The organism is Deinococcus marmoris (assembly GCF_001949125.1).
Classification (GTDB): domain Bacteria; phylum Deinococcota; class Deinococci; order Deinococcales; family Deinococcaceae; genus Deinococcus; species Deinococcus marmoris_A.
Genome location: NZ_MSTI01000107.1, coordinates 55,941 through 73,325 on the forward strand (window position 1 = coordinate 55,941; position 17,385 = coordinate 73,325).

Genomic DNA, 17,385 nt, shown 5'->3' on the forward strand with positions numbered 1-17,385 from the left:
TGGGATACCCAGCCGTGAAACTCTTTTCGCGGCTGTTCCTTTCGCATCTGCTGGTCATCATGGTGGCCGTGGGGGCGCTGCTGATCGTGACCGAATTGCTCGCCTCTGCACTGGTGCGTCACCATGTCGAGCAGATGGCGGCGCTCATCGGACCCACCGGCGCGTCACTGCGCCCGGATCTGGAACTCGGGATGCGCAACACCCTCACCTCGGCGCTGCTTGCCTCGGTCCCGCTGTCACTGACGGTCGCAGCCCTCACCGCACTGTTCTCGGCCCGTCAGGTGATGCGGAGTGTGGTGCTGCTGCGTGACGGCAGCCACGCCATCGCGGCGGGCGAATACACCCTGCGCTTGCCCGAGGAAGGCCAGGATGAACTGACCGATCTGGCCCGGCATTTTAACCGCATGGGCCGCGCACTGGAGCAAGTTGAGCGCGGACGCGTTGACCTGATCACCAATGTCGCCCACGAACTGCGCACGCCACTGGGTGCCCTGCGCGGCTATGCCGAGGCGCTCGAAGATCAGGTGATGGCTCCGGCAACCGCTTCGCAGGCCATTCTCCGCGAAATGCGGGCGCTGGAACGTCTGGCCCGGGACCTGAGCCTGGTGTCAAAGGTGGAGGCAGGAGCTGTGGAACTGCGTCTCAGCACCTTTGAGCCTAAAGAGGTGCTGCTCACCGCCAGGACGCGCTTTGAGGGTGCCGCCGAGGAATTCGGACTGCGCCTGGCCCTTGAACTCTCCTCTCCGCTGCCCCCTGTCACCGGGGATGTCGAGCGCACGTCGCAGATTCTGGCCAACCTGCTGAGCAACGCCCTGCGGCATACGCCCAGCGGCGGTCAGGTGACACTCAGCGCCAGGCAGCAGGGGGCGGCGGTGCGCTTTGAGGTGCGGGATACGGGTCCGGGGATCGCGCCGGAACATCTGAGCTGTGTCTTCGAGCGTTTTTACCGGGCGAATGCGGCCCGAACACGCGGTGAGGGTGAAGGCAGCGGCGTGGGCCTGACCATTGCCAGGGGGCTGGCCGAACGGATGGGCGGCACCCTGACTGCCACCTCCAGCAGCGCCGGAAGCGTGTTCGCCTTCACCCTGCTGGTCGCCCACCCTGCCACATGAGCGCCAGTTGTCTGGTGTGAGCGGCGCAGGACACCGTATTGTTTACATGACGGTATTCACTTTGAAACGGGTTAACGCGCGGCAGAATCAGAGGCTTAGGAACACCCCCACTGGTCGCCGTCTGGGAGGTTCAGCATGTTGAATAGAAAAGAGGGACTGGTGCGCGCGCTGGCTGTGGTGTTAACTCTGGCAGCCTTCAATCCGCCTGCCGCCGCGGGGGAGCACCCCTGACCATGACCAGTCCCAGCATGGCTTCACTTCTGGCTGCACCGCTGGTTTCAGCCACAGGAACGCCATTTTCCAGCGCCGTGCTGCGTGGTCACCCCCTAATTCTTCAGTTCTGGAACACCCGTTGCGCTGTGTGCCAGGCGAATGACTGGCTGCTGCGCAGCTGGGGCTTTGAGTACGCTGACCGTGGGCTGTTTGTCGTCGGGGTGCTGGAACAGGACACGCGCGCCAATCTGAATCGGTACGAACGCGACTTTGCCCTTGGCATGGTTAGCACCGTTGATGTCCGGCAGCAATTGGTCCGCACCTACGGCGTCCACACGGTTCCAACCATCCTGTTCATTGACCCCTCAGGCCACGTCATGAAAACTGTTCACGGCGCTCTCGCGCAACAGGACATTCTGGATGGATTGAAGTTGATCCTGTAGATCAAGTGTAGTGCCGTGTCCCACATCGGGGGTGGAGCTGGTGAACCTACTCCACACCCTGTCCTTCAATGCTATCCATGCACGGTCACCACGCGGCCCTCGCGTCTATCACCAGATGATCTGAGTTGTCCCGTTACCGCAGCAGCCGGGTCAGGTTCGCCAGCAGGGCCAGCACCGGGGCGGGCCACAGCCCCAGCAGCAGCGTTCCCAGCGTGGTCAGGCCCAGCGCCCACGGGTAGCCGGGCTGAACGTGCAGCCGGATTTCCCCCTCCGGCGCACGCAGGTACATCTCCACCACGGGCCGCAGGTAGTAGTACAGCCCGATGACCATATTCAGCGCCGCGAACACCGCCAGCCAGGTCAGGCCGCCCGACAGTGCCACCTGAAGAAGCAGCACCTTGCCCAGAAACCCGGCCAGCGGCGGAATGCCCGCCAGCGACAGCAGGGCCAGCGTGAGCAGCGCCGCCGTACCGGGCGCAGTTTTAGACAGGCCGCGCAGCCCCGTCAGGGCGTCCTGCCCGCTAACGCGTTCCAACTGCGCCACCACCGTGAAGGCCGCCAGATTCATGAAGGTGTAGGCGGCAAGGTAATATCCCGTCGCTGGAAGCGCCCCGTCCACCGTGCCTGAGACGGCCACCGCGATCAGGATGTAGCCCGCCTGCGCGATGCTGGAGTACGCCAGCAGCCGCTTGAGATGGGTCTGGCGCAGGGCGGCGAGATTGCCCAGCGCCATCGTGACGGCAGCCAGCACCGCGATCAGCGTGGGCCAGCCCGCCAGCCCATCCGGGAAGGCAACCAGCATCAGCCGCAGCAGGCCCGCGAAGCCTGCGATCTTGGGCAGCACCGAGATGAACCCCGTGACGGGCGCGCTCGCCCCGGCGTAGACATCGGGTGCCCAGAACTGAAACGGCACGGCAGTGATTTCAAAGGCGTAGCCCACCAGCACCAAACTCAGCGCCACCCACACCCACACCGGGTCAGCGCCGGAAAGGGCCATGCCGATCTCGGTCAGCGACAGGCTGCCGGTCAGGCCGTACAGGAAGGTCAATCCGTAAGCCATCACGGCCAGCGCCACCGCGCCGTAGATGAAATACTTCATTGTCGCCTCGTTAGCCCGCTTGCCGCCGCGCGTCATACCCACGAGCAGGTACGACGCCGTGCTGAGCATCTGAAGAAACAGCACGATCAACCCCAGGTCCAGGCTTCCAGCCAGCCCGACGCCGCCCAACGTGGCAAAGGTCAGCGCCACCGGGGCGTGCGGTTCAGCGTCGCGCCCGCGAAAATAAGCGGCGATGGGCAGCAGCGCCAGCAGCGCCGAGCCGATGATCAGCACCTTGAACACAGTGCCGAAGCCGTCCACCGCGTAAGTGCCGCAGAACACCTCCTGACCCGACCAGGGCAGCATCCGCGCGGTCAGGATCAGGGCGGCGGTTAAACCGAATCCGGCGACGATGGACGGCAGACTGCGCCATTTGCCGCGCACGAATCCGGCCAGCGGGACCAACAGCAGGCACATCAACCCCAGCGCCAGTTCCGGTCCGACGGCCCACAGCTCCAGGCATTTCACCGGCCCGTTGCCCCGGTCACGGCGTCAGTCGCGGCCACCACACCCAGCAGCAGGGAAGGAAAGATGCCCAGCAGCAGCGAGAGGGCCGCCAGCGGCACAATGGCCCACAACTCACGCCCGTTCAAATCCTGAATGTCCAGGCCGTCGGGTTTCTGGCCCATCAGCACGCCCGCCAGCACACGCAGGTACAGACCCGTCGAAACCAGCAACCCGATGACCGCCAGTACCGCCCACCAGACGTTCACGCCCACTGCGCCGCCGATCACCTGAAACTCAGCCACGAAGCCTGATAGTGCCGGCAGCCCCAGCGAGCCGAAGGCCAGCAATGCCAGCAGTCCGGCGAAGCGGGGCAGGGCCATCAGCCCGCCGAAAGCGTCAATGTTCCGTGTTCCGGCACGGTGGCCCAGGATGCCCACCAGGAAGAACATCCCCCCGGTCAGCAGGCCGTGGCTGACCATCTGGAAGGCCGCGCCACCTAACACCAGTTCCCGCACCGCCGGACTGTTCGTCAGCCCCCACAGGCCCGCAGCCAGCATCACGTAGCCCATGTGGTTAATGGAGGTGTAGGCGATTAGCCGCTTGAGATCGCGCTGGGCCAGAGCGGCCAGTGCGCCGTAGACCATAGAGATCACGCCCAGTGCGGCCAGCAGCCAGCCATACTGCCGTACCGTGTCCGGCATCAGTGGCAGCAGGATGTACAGCAATCCGAACGCGCCCATCTTGAGCTGCGCCCCGGCCAGCATCACGCTGCCTTCAGTGGGCGCTTCCACATGCGCGTCGGGCAGCCAGTTGTGCAGCGGGAAGGTGGGCAGTTTGACCCCAAAACCCAGCAGCAGCCCCAGCATGACCCAGAAGGCGGCAGGCGTTCCGGCGTAGGGCTGCGCCGCCGCGACGGCTGTGATGGAAAAGCTATGGGCCGCGCCATTTGTGCCAGGGGTGCCGAGGTACAGCGCCAGAAACGAGAGCAGCATGGCGAGGCTGCCCGCGCGCGTGTACAGGAAGAACTTCATGGCCGCGTAGCGTCGTCCCTCGCCGCCCCAGATGCCCACGATGAAATACATCGGCACCAGCGCCACTTCAAAGAATAGATAGAACAGCAGCAGATCCTGAGCTGCAAAGAGGCCCAGCAAGCCCGTTCCCATCAGTAAAAAGAGAAAGGCGTGTTCTTTGACGCGCTCACGCTGGGGCAACACGTAGACCATCACCAGCAGCATCAGCAGCGCCGTCAGGACGATCATGGCAAGCCCCAGACCGCTCAGGCCCACGTCGTAACTCGCGCCAATGGAAGGAATCCAGTCCAGCAATGTGCGCGATTGGACGCCGCCCGCCGCGCCGCCGAGACCTGAACGGTCAAAGCCTAGCCACAGCCACAGGCTGCCCAGCAGGGTAAGTCCCGAGCCGCCCAGCGCCGTCCAGCGCAGCAACGCGGGGCGCGAGGCGGGCAGCGCCAGAATCAGCAGGCCGGTCAACAGGGGCAGAAAGATGATGAGGTTCACCATGATTGGGCCATCCATTGTTGTGAGTTATTCAAAACACTTTTTGCCGAAGCGGCGGCCTTCAGCGCCATAGCACTGCCCCCAGCGTCATAACCAGCATCCAGCCGAAGAGAATCAAGGTGTAGAGGTAGATCTTCCCGCTTTCCAGGCCACGCAGCCACGTCCCCAGGCTGCCTAATCCCCGCGCCAGACCATCGGCCCCCTGCGCGAAACCGCCTTCCTCGGCGCGTGCGGTCAGGTTCGCGCCCGACACGGCGAAATCGGCGACGGCCCGCCCAGAGGTGTCCAGACCGGATTCCGCATGCTGAACGCCCCGGCTGCTGCCTAGGGCTGCATGGGCCACCGCCCGCGCCGCGCCGTCCAGTCCAGCTTCCACCCGTTGCAGGGCGAGAGACAGCGCCCAGGTCAGGTGCGCCACACCCACAGTCAGGCTTTCCAGCGCTGCACCCAGCGCACGCGGCCACATTCCGAGTGCGGGGGCGTCGCTGAGCCGCGCCGCCCGCACGCCGCCCCAGACCAGGCCCAGCACACTGGCGGCAATAGCGGCAATTCGCCAGCCCAGCGCCACTTCCGGGGCTTCGGGGAACGGCAGCAGGTCACGCAGCGCCCCGCCCAGCAGACCGCCAAACAGCGCGGCAACGGCCAGGATCAACGCGGGCCAGACCATCAAAGCGCCCACCTCACGCGCCTCTGTCTTCCTCTCCCCCGGCCAGAATGTCGTCACGCCCGCCCGCGCGATGTAGACGCCTGCCAGGAAGATCAGCCCCAGCATGAACAGGCCGGTCCACGCGCCGCTTTGGACCGCCGTCCCTAAAATCGCTTCTTCGCTCCAGAACGCGCCGAAGGGCGGCACCCCCGCCAGCGTCAGGCCCGCCAGGGTGAAGGCCGTGGCTGTCAGTGGCATGGTCCGCCCCAGGCCGCCCAGTTTGCCCAGGTTCAGCGTGCCTGCCGCGTGCTGCACTGCTCCAGCACTCAGGAACAGTGCCGACTTGAACAGCGCATGGACGCCCAGGTGAAAGGCTGCCGCGTAAGGGCCGCCCAGCCCGTAGACGAAGAACATCTCGCCGAGCTGCGACACCGTGGACCACGCCAGCACCCGCTTGAGGTCCGTCTGGGCGGTGGCGACGAGGGCGGAAAATAGCGCCGTCAGACCGCCGATCACCGCCACCGCCAGCAAGACGGCGGGCGCGGCGGCGAACAGTGGCTCCAGCCTCAACAGCAGGTACACCCCTGCCGCCACCATCGTGGCCGAGTGCAGCAGCGCCGAAACGGGCGTCGGCCCCACCATCGCGTCCGGCAGCCAGGCGGTCAGCGGCAGTTGGGCGCTCTTGCCGATGGCCCCGATTAAAAAGAGCAGGGCCAGTAGTTCCACCGTTCCAGCAGGCAGATTCACCACCTGTCCTAGTAGCGCGCCAATATCGCTGGTGCCCGTCAAATTCAATGCTAGCAGCCAGCCGAGCAGCAGCCCCACATCCCCCACGCGCGTCATCAGAAACGCCCTCAGGGCAGCTTTACGGGCCTCTACTTGGGTGAAGTGGAAGCCGATCAGCAGGTGAGAGGCCAGTCCCACGCCCTCCCACGCGGCAAACAGCAGTGCGAAGGAGTCGGCCAGCACCAGCGTCAGCATTGCGCCGAGGAAGAAGGACAGGGTGGCGAAGAAGCGCGGCTGCCGGGTCTCGCCGCGCATGTAGCCCACCGCATAGACGCTGACCAGCAGGCCCACACCTGCAACCAGGAAACTCAGCAGTCTGGAAAGGCCGTCCAGTGACAGGCCCACCGTCAGTTGAAATGATCCTGACTCAAACCACGGTCCCGACAGTGCCGGACTTGCCCTGCCAATCAGCAGCAGCGCCAGCACCGATACGCTGACGCCGAGGACGTTGAGCCAGCCTGCGTATCTGCCCCACACAGCGATCAGCAGGGAGGCGGTCAGCGGCGCGAGCGGCACCAGCAGCAGCAACGCCGTCACCCTTTCAGCTCCTGATAGTCGTCTACCTGCTGCGTCTGGCGGTTGCGGTACAGCAGCATCATGATGGCGAGGCCCACCGCCATTTCTATGGCCCCCACGGTCACGATCAGGATGGTAAAGATCTGGCCGGAGTAGTCGTCAGGCCGCACGTAACGCCAGAAGGCGATCAGGTTGAGGCCAATGGCGTTGAGCAGCAGTTCCACGCCCATCAGGACCATCACGGCGGAGCGCTGCGCCACCACCGTGTAAATGCCGATGCCGAACAGCAGGGCCGCCACGATCAGGTAAGCGCTCAGGGGCAGGGTCACGGTTCGTCCTTTGAGATGGGGACAGGATTCTTGTCGGCAGTCACATAAGCCTCCCGCCCCGGATCGGAGGGATGGGAGCCGGGACGTTGCAGGAACACCGCGCCGAAGATGCCGAGCAGGATCAGCAGGCCCGCGCCCTCAAAGGCGATCATGTATTTGCCCATCAGCAGCATGCCGATCTGCTGCGGCGAATCGGTGCTGAAGGCGACGTTGCTGATGGGCCACGCCGGACGCCACAGCAGCAGGCCCACCAGCACGGCGGTCACGGCGAGACCCAGCCACGCGGCCCAGGGGCGGGCGGGCGTGACCATGCTCATGTCCATACCGCCCATATCCATATCGCCGTTCATACCGCCCATGTCACCGTCCATCTGCATGTCGCCGTGATCCATGCCGGACATACCACCCATATCCATCTTCCCGTGATCCATGCTGGAGTGGTCCATCTGTGCCTGCCCGCTGCCGCTTTCCGGTGACACCGGCCCCGGCTCTTCACCGTGCGGCATGGCGTGGTGGGCCTGGGTCTGGCCTGCATCCATTTCACCGTGGGTCATCCTGGAATGATCAGCACCCCATGTTGATTGCTCAGGGCCAGAGTCCCCATGCGTCATCTGCGCCTCATCCGCTCCAGCGTGATTCATGGCGGCGTGGTGGTGGGCGGGGTGCGCCCGGTTCCCGTCGCCCATGTCCATCTTCATACTGCCGTGATCCATGCCCGCCATACCGTCGCTGGGTGCGTCGGCCTGACCGTGTCCGTCATCTGCGCTGGAGGAAGCATCGCCGTGGCCCATCCCGGCCATATCGTGGCCCTGATGCCCGTTCCCGTCGTTCTCGCCCTGCGGCTTCAGGCCCCGGCTGAACAGACGCTCCACCGGCGACATCTGCATCCCGGCCATCATCGCGCCGCCGGGGTCCATCGAGAACAGCAGCATGAACAGGATCATCACCAACATCCCGCCGATGTACATCATGATTTGCAGCAGCCCGATCAGGTCAGCGGACAGCAGGATAAACAGCCCCGCCACGCCGATGAACGAGGCCATTAAAAAGATGCCGCTGCGGAACATACTCATGGTGGTGGTCATACCCAGCGCGCCAAGCACTGCCAGAAGGGCAAACAGGCCGAAGGCCAGCCACTGCATCGCTACGCTCAGGATCACTGTGGCCCCCCCCCCGCCAGAATCAGCCCGCCGACGATCAGCACGTTGAGAAGTCCAGCGGGAATCAGGATGCGCCATGACAGAGACAGCATCTGCGCGGTGCTGAGCGGCTTGAAGCGTCGGCCCAGCCACAGCATCAACGCCATCAGCGCGAAGGTCTTGAGCAGCATCCACACCGGGCCGGGCAGCCACGGTCCCAGCCAGCCGCCCAGATAGAGCAGCGCGCCCATCGCCGCGACCACGAACAGCAGCCCGGCCAGCGATACGCGCCACAGCAGCGCTTTCCAGCCGCCTACCGCGCTCAACACGCCGCCGCCAATGTGTTCGGACAGCGGCTCGTAAAACGGCGCGCGGTACGCCTGCATCAGCCCGGTGATCAGGTACAGGATGAAGCCCAGCGGTTGCAACACGATGAACCAGACGTCACTCTGCGCCTCCACGATGCGGGTGGTGGACAGCGAGGCGGCCATCATCAGCGCGCCGACGTAGGCCAGTCCCAGTGGCACCACGTACGACACGAGCTGCGCAGTAATGCGGTAAAAACTTTCCACCGCGTTGCGGCTTCCCGCGCCCCAGCCGCCCAGCGCCACGCCCAGCACCACAAAATCCACCACCACGATGAAGTAAAAAGCCCCGATGCCCAGGTCTGCTCCGATCAGCCCCGGTCCAAACGGCAGGACTGCTGCCGCCGCCGTCACGCCGAACAGCGCCGAAATGGGGCCAGCAGGATACATCCAGCGGTCCGCATGGCCCAGTTGCACGTCTTGATCTAGAGTGAGCGGCTGCGCGGCCCCAACTGCGGGCGTCAGCGCCCGTTCCAGCCAGAAAGTCAGTGCCGCGCCGACACACAGCGCCAGCAGGGTCAGGAAAGCGCCGCCGACTATACCTATTCCAGCTACTCCCATTCCAGCCCGCCCATTTTCCAGGCATAGGTCAGACCAGTCAGCAGAATGGCGATAAAGACCAGCATGTCCAGAAAAGCCTCCAGCCCAATGCCCCGGAACACGACGGCCCACGGGTACATGAAGATCATTTCCATGTCGAAAGCCAGAAAGATCAGGGCGTAGGTGGGGAAGCCGAAGCGGTACTGCTTCCAGGCGTCGGGCAGTGTGAGGTGCCGGACCTGGGGACGCCAGAGGGCGGCGGCCAGCAGCGCCAGCCCGAAGACCAGCAGAGCGGCCAGCGCAACAGCGGAGTAAAGGTTGAGCAGCATAGAGGCTCCCCGGTCCAGATTATTTCTTGCTCTCCAGATCGGCGATCAGCACTTTCATCTCAGCAATTTCGCGGACCTGGGCTTTGATGATGCCGTCGGCCAGTTCGCGCACGCGCGGATCTTTGATCTGCGCCCGCTCGCTGGTCAGGATGGCAATGGAGTGGTGCGGGATCATGGCTTTCATCCACGCCACGTCACCCACGGTAACCTGGGACCGCACCAGGTACAACGCGCCAGCAAAGACCGCCACGCTGCCGATCAGGATGCCCATGTTGGTCCGGCTGTTTTTGTACATGTTCAGCATGTACCCCAGCATGATCAGGGCCATCACCGCGCCCATGTACAGCGCCATCCACATCCGCGTCTGGCTGAAGTAAATATGATCCCACTGATAGGTATTCAGGTACATCAGACCGTACATGATCACGGTGGAGGTGGCAATCATGGCGGCAAAACGTCCGTAACTGCCGCCCATCGACTTTTTCTTGGAATGATCGGGCATGGCGTTGTCGTCGCCGTGGCCCGGCGTACGATGCATGGATTCGTTCATGGATTTCTCCTGGGCCGCACATCTGGGCGCGGAAAAAACCGCCTGCCAGCTTGATGTCCCTGGCAGGCAGCGAGCGTCGTGAACTTCAGGCGTTCAGTTCAGGGTCGCCAGCAGTGCCTGGCAGGCCTGCTCGCAACGGCGGCAAGACTCCATGCACACCTCGCAGTGCTTCATGCTCATCTTCTCGGCGTGCTGCTGGCATTCGTCACCACACGCTTTGCAGGCGGCTAGGCAGCTCTGAAGTTGCGCGCGGATCACGGCCAGTTCTGGCTGCGTCTGGCGCACCAGCACGCGCCCGGTGGTGATGCAGATGTCGGCGCAATCCGAGTTGAGACGGATGCAGTGCATCAGGTGTCCGGCGTGTTCGGTCTCGCCCAGGCAAGCGTCGGCGCAGGAGGTGCAGATCTGCGCGCACTCGAAACAGGCGTCGATGCACTCGGTCAGCGCACCCAGATCGAAAGGCGACTTGTCAATCTGCGGGTGCATCTGCAGCATACGGGTGATGGTGGAACCGGCGTTCTGGGTCATGGCAAAACCTCCAGGAATGGGATGGGAAGAAATGGCGGAGCGGTCCGGGAGCATCAGATCATCGTCGGGAGAGGCCGCCAGGGTTCGGGCCGACGGGTGAACAATTTCTGATGCACCACTGATCTAAGTCGCTTCCTGTTAAGTTCGTGTAAAGCGCAGGCTTGCGTTAAGTATCCTTCAAGGTGAATGGACTGGGAAACGTGCAGTCGTAGCGCTGGATAACAGCAGAGGAACGCCTGGAATTCACGGCAATAGGGTCATGTGGCTCCAGCACCAGACCACTTTCTGAGTTCACTGTTTTCAGGGTTGCGGGGCCATCACGTAAGCCATGCCGCCCGCATGGCCAAGCCACAGCCGCTCAAACACCGCCCGGGGATAAACGCGGCTGACCGTGTCGTCGCTGCGGGCCGCCGAATCATTGACCATTGGATTGCCCCCGGCATCAAACCCCCGCAGGACCAGCAGATGCCCATTGGACCAGGACAGGGGTGCGCCGGGCAATTCCCCTGCTTTGAGGCGCAGGCTCACGGCGAGCGGAAGGCCCCGAACCAGATACGCTTCAGCGTCACGCAAACTGCCCATCCGGGTCACCAGACCCTGGAGGCCCTGCGTGGCGGCGTAAGCGGTGTTGAACGGCCAGTTGCCAAACCCGTCATACGCCGGATCAAAGGTGGCGCGGGCGGCGTCCGGCACACGAACGGGGCGCTTCCAGAAGCCGAGGATCATGCTGACGCTCGTCGGGCTGCACCACACCTCTCCCCCGTTCGGGTAGATCATCTGCGAGCGCCCTGGCACCGTCAGGCTCCTGTTCCAGGCTGTGGGCTGCCCCGCCCGGCCCTGGTCCTGGAAGCGTAGGGCAGTGTCCGAGGTATTGAACGACATCAGGCGGGGGACCAGCCCCGGCCCCAGCGCCGCGCGGAATTGAAAAGCGACGCTGAGAAACGGGAGCGCCAGCGTGTCGGTCCTGACCTCACCGTCCGGCGTTCGGACCGCGCGGTCACTGGACCGAACACCGGACGCACTCCAGGTACCGAAGCCGAAATAGGGCGTCCAACTGCCATCAGGACGCCGCACCCGCACTTCCACCTCTGCCGCGCTGGTGGGCGTTCCGGTGACGTTCCAACTGGGAATCAACTCGTTGAACGGCGCGACGCGGACCTCCCCCCCCTGAAGGCGTCCGCCCGTTATCTGCGGCAACGCCTGCCAGGTGGATGGCACGCTGGCGTTGAGTTGCGCAACCCGGACGAGGGGAGACGGGACGCCGTAACTGGTCTGCTGCGTGTAGGGGGCCGCCATCGCCCCCGAAAGCAGCAGAGCAGCGGGTAAAGTCAGGGGCAGCACACTCGCACGGGGCCGCCGTGTCAAGCCCCTGCCGCCGTCCAGCGTCACTGGCCCACCTGCTGGCTGACCTGGGCCTGGAAGCGCAGGAGTTCCTTGCTGGCCGGGTAAAGCTTGAGCGCGCGGCGGGCCAACGTCGGAATATCTGTGAACTGACCGGTCTCGAGCCAGGCCTCAAATGCCTCCTGCGGTACAGGTTTTAAGCCCAACGCTGGGCCAGGTTCTCCCCTGATTGGACAGCCGGTGCCGGCGTTTACGCTGGTGACCCTCAGCGGTCAGTCCCTCAGCCTGGGCGGGCAGGCAGGCAAGCCCACCGTGATCAATTTCTGGGCGTCGTGGTGCGTCCCCTGTCGGGAGGAAGCCCCGCTGCTCCGGGAATTTGCCCAGCAGGCCCGGAACGTCCGGGGGATAGGTGTGGTCTTTCAGGACCGGGCGGACGCGGCGCGGGCGTTCAAACAGGAGTTTGCCGTACCCTATCCCAGTGTCCTGGACCCTCAAGCCCAAACCGCCATCAACTTTGGGGTTGCTGGCGTGCCAGAAACCTTTTTCGTTGACGCGCAGGGCGTCGTGCAGGCCAAGCACTCGGGTCCCCTCAACCGGGACAGTTTGCGTTTGAACGCCCGGAAGATTGGCGTGTCGTTTTGAACGCAGCGCCAACTCAGGGTGTGAGGACGGGATGACCTATTCAGAAAAAGGGGCCAGAACCATCCTGGTGGTCGACGACGAACCCAGCGTGCGCAAGGTGGCGGCCGCCTACCTGGAGCGTGAGGGCTTCCAGGTGTTGACTGCATCTGACGGTCTGGACGGGTTGCAGGCGGCGCAGGCTCCTGGCCTGGCGCTGGTGGTCCTCGATGTGATGCTGCCCAGACTGGACGGCCTGGAAATCTGCAAGCGGCTGCGCGCCGTGTCTGATGTCCCCATCATCTTGCTGACCGCACGCGGAGAAGAGCTTGACCGGGTGCTGGGGCTGGAACTGGGGGCGGACGATTACATGGTCAAGCCGTTCAGTCCACGCGAACTCGTGGCGCGGGTCAAGGCCGTGCTGCGGCGCGTGTCCGGTGAGGCGGCCCCGGCAGCCGTGGTCTACGGGAACATGCGCATTGATCCGGTCACGCGCACGGCCCGCCTGGCCGGGCAAAGGCTGGATCTCAGCGCGCTGGAGTTTGATCTCCTGTACGTTCTGGTCAAGACTCCGGGGCGGGTCTTCACCCGCACGGAGCTGATCGAGCGGGTGTGGGGCGAGGACTTTCCGGGCATTGACCGGGTGGTGGACGTCCACATGGTGAGCCTGCGCAAACAACTGGGGGAGTCCGGGCAATCGCCCCGGCTCATTCACGCCGTGCGCGGTGTGGGCTACCGCTTTGGCCATGCCGAATAGCGGATGGTCCCGGTTCACCAGCCCCGGCTTGCGGGCCAGATTGCTGCTGTCTTACCTGCTGGTGATCGTCCTGTCCGCCGTGACCATGATCTTGATCGCGGAGTGGAGCGCGCCGCTGTTCTACCAGACGCACATCAAGCAGATGATGCAGATGTTTGGGATTCGCGATATTCCAGAAATGCGCCGCCAGCTCTCGGACGGCTTTACCGGGGCATTTGGCAGCGCACTGTTCGTGGCAAGTGTGGCGACGCTGATGCTGTCCCTGGCCGTGAGCGCGTTCGTGAGTCGTCAGATCCTACGCTCGGTCCAGCGGCTGAGCCACGCCAGCACGCGCATCGCGGCGGGCCACTACGCCGAGCGGCTGCCGGAGATGGGCCGGGACGAGCTGGGGGAGTTGACCAGCAGCTTTAACCGCATGGCCCAGGCGCTGGAGGCCACCGAGGAGCGGCGACGCGAGCTGATCGGCACCGTCGCCCACGAGTTGCGCACGCCGCTCACAGGTATGCGCGGTCTGACCGAGGGCCTGCTGGACGGCGTGTTCAGCATCGAGGAGGCGGCTCCTGACATCCTCCGCGAGATCCGCCGCCTGGAGCGGCTGACGCAGGACCTGTCCCTGGTCACACAGGCAGAGGCCGGAATGATGTCGGTGGTCAACCAGCCCGTTATTCTGGGCGAGATCACGCGCGCCGCCCTCGCCCAGTTTGAGCGCCCCTTTGCCTTGAAGGACCTGGACCTGAAACTGGATGTGCAGCAGGAAACGGCGGTCCTGGCTGATCCTGACCGGTTGATGCAGGTGCTGGTCAACCTGTTGTCCAATGCCCTGCGGCACACCACAGGTGGCGGGGTGACGGTGCAGGTCAGCAGACTGCCCACCTGCGGTCAGGTCACGGTTACGGACACAGGTGAAGGCATCCGTGAGCAGGACCTGCCGCACGTCTTCGAGCGGTTTTACCGTTCAGATCAGTCGCGGGCGCGGGACGCGGAAGAGAACGTGGGCGTGGGCGTGGGCTTAACCGTCTCGCAACATCTGGTCCAGGCCATGGGCGGACGCGTTTCACTCAGCAGTCAGGTGGGTGTCGGGACCACGGTGACCGTGGAACTTCCCCTGGCGGCGTCCGGGCTGCGTTCAGGCCAGCAGGACATGGCCTGACGTAGGGAACAGCGGGCCGCCAACGTCACTGGCGGCCCGCTGAACATCCGCAGGGTGTGTGACGTTCAGGAATTTTGGTGACACTCCTGACAAAACCATTGGGAACCGCCAGCTGGCGTTATGCCACAGATAATCTCTGCTTTCGACTGCGGGATGGGCCAGGCGTCCGCTGTCAGGGGGCAATAGAATTCGCCAGACGTGGAAGATGGGCTGGGCCATCCCGCAGCTTTTGCGGTGGCCCGGGTATTCAGGTGCGAACCCCGCCTCTATCCAGCGGTAATATGGAATGGGGACCATTCAATTGGGTGGACGCAAAACGCCGACTTCAGGGAGTGAAAGCGCTCGCGGATGGCCTGAGGCGTCTGCACACGACGGCTGCGGACCGGATCGGATATATAGACTGTTCGGATTGCTGTGCATCGCGCTGGCCTGGATGACCCATGTCGGGGCGAAGGACCAGCAGGACATGACAACCAGGGGAGACTGGTGCGGAGTCAAGGACGGAGGGGCCAGACACAGGTCAGTCAGGCCGTAAGGTGGGAGCGAGTCGTCTCCGGGGCCAGCCTTCAGCTCCTAAGCGTCCGTCGGCCCGGTCCGAAGGCGCGCATGATTTCAAACGTAACGACGGTCAGCGCGGCCAGTTGCACGAACGGCACCACACCCACGCCCAGCCCCGGTACGAGCGGCATCAGGGGACGGTAGGACCACCAGCCGAGGGCCAGCGTGATCCGCTCCCCGAGGAAAGCCGACAAAGTGCCGCCCATGACCACCAGCGTCAGATCGAGGAGACGCCGGCGGCGTATCCACCAGGTGTCCCGATGCCACACGGCAAGTGCCGCGTAGGCAGCGGCCGAAAAGGCCGCGTCGCCAAGCGAGGCCGCCGCACACAGGACCCATGAAGCAGGCGACCAGTCCATGTCGCCGAAGAGCGGCATTTGCAGCATCTCCCATGCGAAGTTAAGCGCGAACGCCACGCCGTAGACTCTCAGCAACGCCTGCGTCAATTCAAGCCGGTCAGGCGTCATGCGCTACCGTCCTGTTCGGGCGTGGCTTTGAGCGCGACGAGAATGCCTCCCAGGCGGCGTTCCCGCACTTCGACCCGAAAGCCAGCGTTGTGCAGCAACTCGGATGTGGGCCGGTTCAGATGGCACCCGACGACGTGATCGAACAGCGGATCAAGCAGGTTGGCGACGCTGGCGAGCAGCGCATTGGGTGGGCGAACATGTTCCAGCGCGAGGAGTTGGCCGCCCGGACGCAAGACCCGGCGCAGCTCGGAGAACAGGCGCTGTGGATCGGGTATGCCGCACAGCGCCAGAGAGCTGACAGCCGTGTCGAAGCTGCCTTCAGGAAATGGCAGGGTTTGAAAGTCGCGCTGCATCAGCCGAACGGGGAACGGCAGAGGCAGCGCCTTCACTCGCGCACCTCGGAGCATCGCGCCGCTGACGTCCAGGGCGGTGAGGCTGTGTAGGGACAGCGGATAATGCGCGAAGGTCGCGCCCGTTCCCACCCCAAGTTCCAGCACGTCGCCGAAGGCACCGGAAAGCAATCTGGCGCGCAGCGCGTTCAGTGTTGCCTGGCGTGTCACGGCGTCGTACCGTTTTGCGGCCCGGTCATACAGGTGTTGGACGCGCTCGGAATTCGCCACGCTGGCTCTCCTCCTTGAAGTCAGGGACGCCTTGTTACGTCCCCAAAAAACAGATGGACGTGCCCTGAAGGCTATTCGAACTGTCCGTCGACCGGGAAACTTTCCCCACGACCTTGCTGTTGGTGTCGAGGGCGACGTCGGCTTGTCACACCAGCCCGCAGCAACCGCCCTGGTCGTCTACAACGGCACCCCTTCGTACCTGATTGTCCGCCGTCACCTTACAGCAGTCATTCTCACTGTCGTCTGGGGTGACGGTCACGACGAAGCTGGACAGGCACTCAGCCGCTTTCATGTTATACGGAATCCGTATTATTGGCGTCCTTTTTCTGTGTCACGCCACGCACGGCAATGTCCCGGTCAATGATCATTCCGATAGGGTTTCTGTTTTTCTATTTTTCCACCACAGGTAGACAGCCGCAGTCGTGTCGTTCCATCGTGCGGGCCGCTTCTGGCAGGGGCGTGTCAGGCAGGCAGCAGGCGGGGTTGCCGGTCATCACTTCTTTCATTTGCATAGACTTTTCCTTGACACAGGTGTGGGCGAGAGACCTTGCTACCGCCCAGGCTGATCAAACGCAGCCTGGGCGGTAGCGCCGGAGCCGCCAATCCACGCCAGCCGGTCAGTGTCCGAGATCGCGCTTGAGGGTCTCGAACTGCTCTTTGGTCAGTTCACCCCGGGCAAACCGCTCCCGGGCAATCTGAAGGGTGCGGTCCGTGTCGAACACGCTGCCCGCATGACCCCCATGCGAACCCTGGTTGAGGGCGCGGACCAGCACCACCAGCCCGACGATGATCACCACCATAAACAGCAGCATGCCGATCCATCCAAATCCTCCCGAATCCATCCCATAGCCGTAACCGTTCATCTTGACTCCTTTGTTCTCTTGAGTGACCGTTTGAGGTTGACGCTGTTCCCGGCAGGTTGCGCCCGGGGTCTGCCAGGTCTTCGCGTGGATGAAGGGATCTGGATCATGGATTCGCGCCCAGCATTCAGGGTGTGGTTGAGCGGATCAGGATCTCGCCGCATCACACCTCGGCCAGCACCCGTTGAAGCATTGCCCTGGCCTGGACCCCGAGTGGGCCGAGCGCCTCATTGTCCGTCAATCCGAGGGCCAGGGCCGGGTTGAGAAAGCCCACCTCCGTGCCGTTCTGCGTGCCGATCACGAACGCGCCACAGGGCAGCAGGGCGACGATGCTCGGGTCGAGTTCGAGGGCCTGTCGAGCCAGATCCGGCGAGCTGGCCCTAGGCCCAACCACACGGCCCCGAAGCCGGATCGGCTTCAAAAGTTCGCTTGACGGCAAAGTCGGTCATTTGACC

Annotated in this window: 21 protein-coding genes and 1 pseudogene; 6 read left to right on the forward strand and 16 right to left on the reverse strand. The window is 64.0% G+C overall.

From position 1 onward, the window contains the following. Window positions 1–14 precede the first annotated feature (14 nt). Window positions 15–1,112 carry a sensor histidine kinase gene (locus tag BOO71_RS16050; protein WP_075831547.1) on the forward strand — a complete coding sequence of 366 codons (1,098 nt, stop codon included), beginning with the start codon at window positions 15–17 and terminating at the stop codon, window positions 1,110–1,112. A 233-nt stretch (window positions 1,113–1,345) separates the two neighbouring features. After that, window positions 1,346–1,768, forward strand: coding sequence for a TlpA family protein disulfide reductase (locus BOO71_RS16055; protein WP_075831546.1), 423 nt, complete (start codon window positions 1,346–1,348; stop codon window positions 1,766–1,768). Window positions 1,769–1,901: 133 nt separating this feature from the next. Here BOO71_RS16055 and BOO71_RS16060 read toward each other — a convergent pair whose 3' ends face one another. The 11 genes from BOO71_RS16060 to BOO71_RS27920 form a co-directional block, all read right to left on the reverse strand. Then, window positions 1,902–3,335: an NADH-quinone oxidoreductase subunit N gene (locus BOO71_RS16060; protein ID WP_217694873.1), complete on the reverse strand. Its 1,434-nt coding sequence runs from the start codon at window positions 3,333–3,335 to the stop codon at window positions 1,902–1,904. Beyond that, window positions 3,332–4,834: a complex I subunit 4 family protein gene (locus BOO71_RS16065; RefSeq protein WP_075831545.1), complete on the reverse strand. Its 1,503-nt coding sequence runs from the start codon at window positions 4,832–4,834 to the stop codon at window positions 3,332–3,334. Before BOO71_RS16065 ends, BOO71_RS16060 begins: the two co-directional genes overlap by 4 nt. A gap of 58 nt (window positions 4,835–4,892) precedes the next feature. Continuing rightward, complete coding sequence (locus BOO71_RS16070; protein ID WP_075831544.1) at window positions 4,893–6,800, reverse strand: NADH-quinone oxidoreductase subunit 5 family protein; 1,908 nt, start codon at window positions 6,798–6,800, stop codon at window positions 4,893–4,895. After that, window positions 6,797–7,108 (reverse strand): NADH-quinone oxidoreductase subunit NuoK, encoded by a 312-nt coding sequence (gene nuoK, locus BOO71_RS16075; RefSeq protein ID WP_075831543.1) that lies wholly within the window; start codon window positions 7,106–7,108, stop codon window positions 6,797–6,799. Before nuoK ends, BOO71_RS16070 begins: the two co-directional genes overlap by 4 nt. Next, entirely contained in the window at window positions 7,105–8,268 is a 1,164-nt protein-coding gene (locus BOO71_RS28400) for an NADH-quinone oxidoreductase subunit J (RefSeq protein WP_217694872.1), read from the reverse strand. Before BOO71_RS28400 ends, nuoK begins: the two co-directional genes overlap by 4 nt. Further along, a complete protein-coding gene (locus BOO71_RS16090) occupies window positions 8,265–9,173 on the reverse strand; it encodes a complex I subunit 1/NuoH family protein (RefSeq protein WP_075834063.1) in 909 nt (302 codons plus the stop codon). Before BOO71_RS16090 ends, BOO71_RS28400 begins: the two co-directional genes overlap by 4 nt. Further along, window positions 9,164–9,481, reverse strand: a complete 318-nt coding sequence (locus BOO71_RS16095) for an NADH-quinone oxidoreductase subunit A (protein ID WP_075831541.1) — start codon at window positions 9,479–9,481, stop codon at window positions 9,164–9,166. Before BOO71_RS16095 ends, BOO71_RS16090 begins: the two co-directional genes overlap by 10 nt. Window positions 9,482–9,500: 19 nt before the next feature. Continuing rightward, entirely contained in the window at window positions 9,501–10,031 is a 531-nt protein-coding gene (locus tag BOO71_RS16100; protein WP_217694871.1) for a DUF305 domain-containing protein, read from the reverse strand. Window positions 10,032–10,124: 93 nt separating this feature from the next. Continuing rightward, window positions 10,125–10,559, reverse strand: coding sequence for a four-helix bundle copper-binding protein (locus tag BOO71_RS16105; protein WP_075831540.1), 435 nt, complete (start codon window positions 10,557–10,559; stop codon window positions 10,125–10,127). A gap of 300 nt (window positions 10,560–10,859) precedes the next feature. After that, window positions 10,860–11,924 carry a peptidase C39 family protein gene (locus tag BOO71_RS16110; RefSeq protein ID WP_254843091.1) on the reverse strand — a complete coding sequence of 355 codons (1,065 nt, stop codon included), beginning with the start codon at window positions 11,922–11,924 and terminating at the stop codon, window positions 10,860–10,862. Window positions 11,925–11,944: 20 nt separating this feature from the next. Next, window positions 11,945–12,106 (reverse strand): hypothetical protein, encoded by a 162-nt coding sequence (locus BOO71_RS27920; RefSeq protein ID WP_175607407.1) that lies wholly within the window; start codon window positions 12,104–12,106, stop codon window positions 11,945–11,947. 34 nt (window positions 12,107–12,140) lie between these two features. On the opposite strand from BOO71_RS27920, the gene BOO71_RS16115 reads away from it, so the two are divergent. The 4 genes and pseudogenes from BOO71_RS16115 to BOO71_RS28815 all read left to right on the forward strand — a co-directional run. Next, a complete protein-coding gene (locus BOO71_RS16115; protein ID WP_075831539.1) occupies window positions 12,141–12,542 on the forward strand; it encodes a TlpA family protein disulfide reductase in 402 nt (133 codons plus the stop codon). Between the two features lie 31 nt (window positions 12,543–12,573). After that, window positions 12,574–13,275, forward strand: coding sequence for a response regulator transcription factor (locus BOO71_RS16120; RefSeq protein ID WP_075831538.1), 702 nt, complete (start codon window positions 12,574–12,576; stop codon window positions 13,273–13,275). Beyond that, on the forward strand, window positions 13,265–14,425 hold the full coding sequence (locus BOO71_RS16125) for a sensor histidine kinase (protein WP_075831537.1): 1,161 nt from the start codon (window positions 13,265–13,267) through the stop codon (window positions 14,423–14,425). Before BOO71_RS16120 ends, BOO71_RS16125 begins: the two co-directional genes overlap by 11 nt. A 385-nt stretch (window positions 14,426–14,810) precedes the next feature. Further along, window positions 14,811–15,001, forward strand: a pseudogene (locus BOO71_RS28815) (IS4 family transposase); the annotation flags it as partial. On the opposite strand, the gene BOO71_RS16130 reads toward BOO71_RS28815, so the two are convergent. From BOO71_RS16130 to BOO71_RS16150, 5 genes are all read right to left on the reverse strand, one after another. Next, entirely contained in the window at window positions 14,992–15,450 is a 459-nt protein-coding gene (locus BOO71_RS16130) for a hypothetical protein (protein ID WP_075831536.1), read from the reverse strand. The pseudogene BOO71_RS28815 and the gene BOO71_RS16130 sit on opposite strands and share 10 nt — an antisense overlap. Next, window positions 15,447–16,070 carry a class I SAM-dependent methyltransferase gene (locus BOO71_RS16135; RefSeq protein ID WP_075831535.1) on the reverse strand — a complete coding sequence of 208 codons (624 nt, stop codon included), beginning with the start codon at window positions 16,068–16,070 and terminating at the stop codon, window positions 15,447–15,449. Before BOO71_RS16135 ends, BOO71_RS16130 begins: the two co-directional genes overlap by 4 nt. A gap of 389 nt (window positions 16,071–16,459) precedes the next feature. Continuing rightward, entirely contained in the window at window positions 16,460–16,582 is a 123-nt protein-coding gene (locus BOO71_RS16140) for a CBS domain-containing protein (protein ID WP_075831534.1), read from the reverse strand. Between the two features lie 105 nt (window positions 16,583–16,687). Further along, a complete protein-coding gene (locus BOO71_RS16145) occupies window positions 16,688–16,933 on the reverse strand; it encodes an SHOCT domain-containing protein (protein WP_075831533.1) in 246 nt (81 codons plus the stop codon). Between the two features lie 160 nt (window positions 16,934–17,093). Beyond that, window positions 17,094–17,324 (reverse strand): DUF302 domain-containing protein, encoded by a 231-nt coding sequence (locus tag BOO71_RS16150; protein ID WP_175607406.1) that lies wholly within the window; start codon window positions 17,322–17,324, stop codon window positions 17,094–17,096. Between the last annotated feature and the right edge of the window lie 61 nt (window positions 17,325–17,385).

Excerpts from the sequence above, each read along its gene's own strand:
- BOO71_RS16105 (WP_075831540.1), bottom strand. The coding sequence starts at position 10,559 with ATGACCCAGAACGCCGGTTCCACCATCACCCGTATGCTGCAGATGCAC.
- BOO71_RS16140 (WP_075831534.1), bottom strand. The coding sequence starts at position 16,582 with ATGCAAATGAAAGAAGTGATGACCGGCAACCCCGCCTGCTGCCTGCCT.
- BOO71_RS16055 (WP_075831546.1), top strand. The coding sequence starts at position 1,346 with ATGACCAGTCCCAGCATGGCTTCACTTCTGGCTGCACCGCTGGTTTCA.
- BOO71_RS16065 (WP_075831545.1), bottom strand. The coding sequence starts at position 4,834 with ATGGTGAACCTCATCATCTTTCTGCCCCTGTTGACCGGCCTGCTGATT.
- BOO71_RS16120 (WP_075831538.1), top strand. The coding sequence starts at position 12,574 with ATGACCTATTCAGAAAAAGGGGCCAGAACCATCCTGGTGGTCGACGAC.
- BOO71_RS16090 (WP_075834063.1), bottom strand. The coding sequence starts at position 9,173 with ATGGGAGTAGCTGGAATAGGTATAGTCGGCGGCGCTTTCCTGACCCTG.
- BOO71_RS16125 (WP_075831537.1), top strand. The coding sequence starts at position 13,265 with ATGCCGAATAGCGGATGGTCCCGGTTCACCAGCCCCGGCTTGCGGGCC.
- BOO71_RS16095 (WP_075831541.1), bottom strand. The coding sequence starts at position 9,481 with ATGCTGCTCAACCTTTACTCCGCTGTTGCGCTGGCCGCTCTGCTGGTC.
- BOO71_RS16100 (WP_217694871.1), bottom strand. The coding sequence starts at position 10,031 with ATGAACGAATCCATGCATCGTACGCCGGGCCACGGCGACGACAACGCC.
- BOO71_RS16130 (WP_075831536.1), bottom strand. The coding sequence starts at position 15,450 with ATGACGCCTGACCGGCTTGAATTGACGCAGGCGTTGCTGAGAGTCTAC.
- BOO71_RS16145 (WP_075831533.1), bottom strand. The coding sequence starts at position 16,933 with ATGAACGGTTACGGCTATGGGATGGATTCGGGAGGATTTGGATGGATC.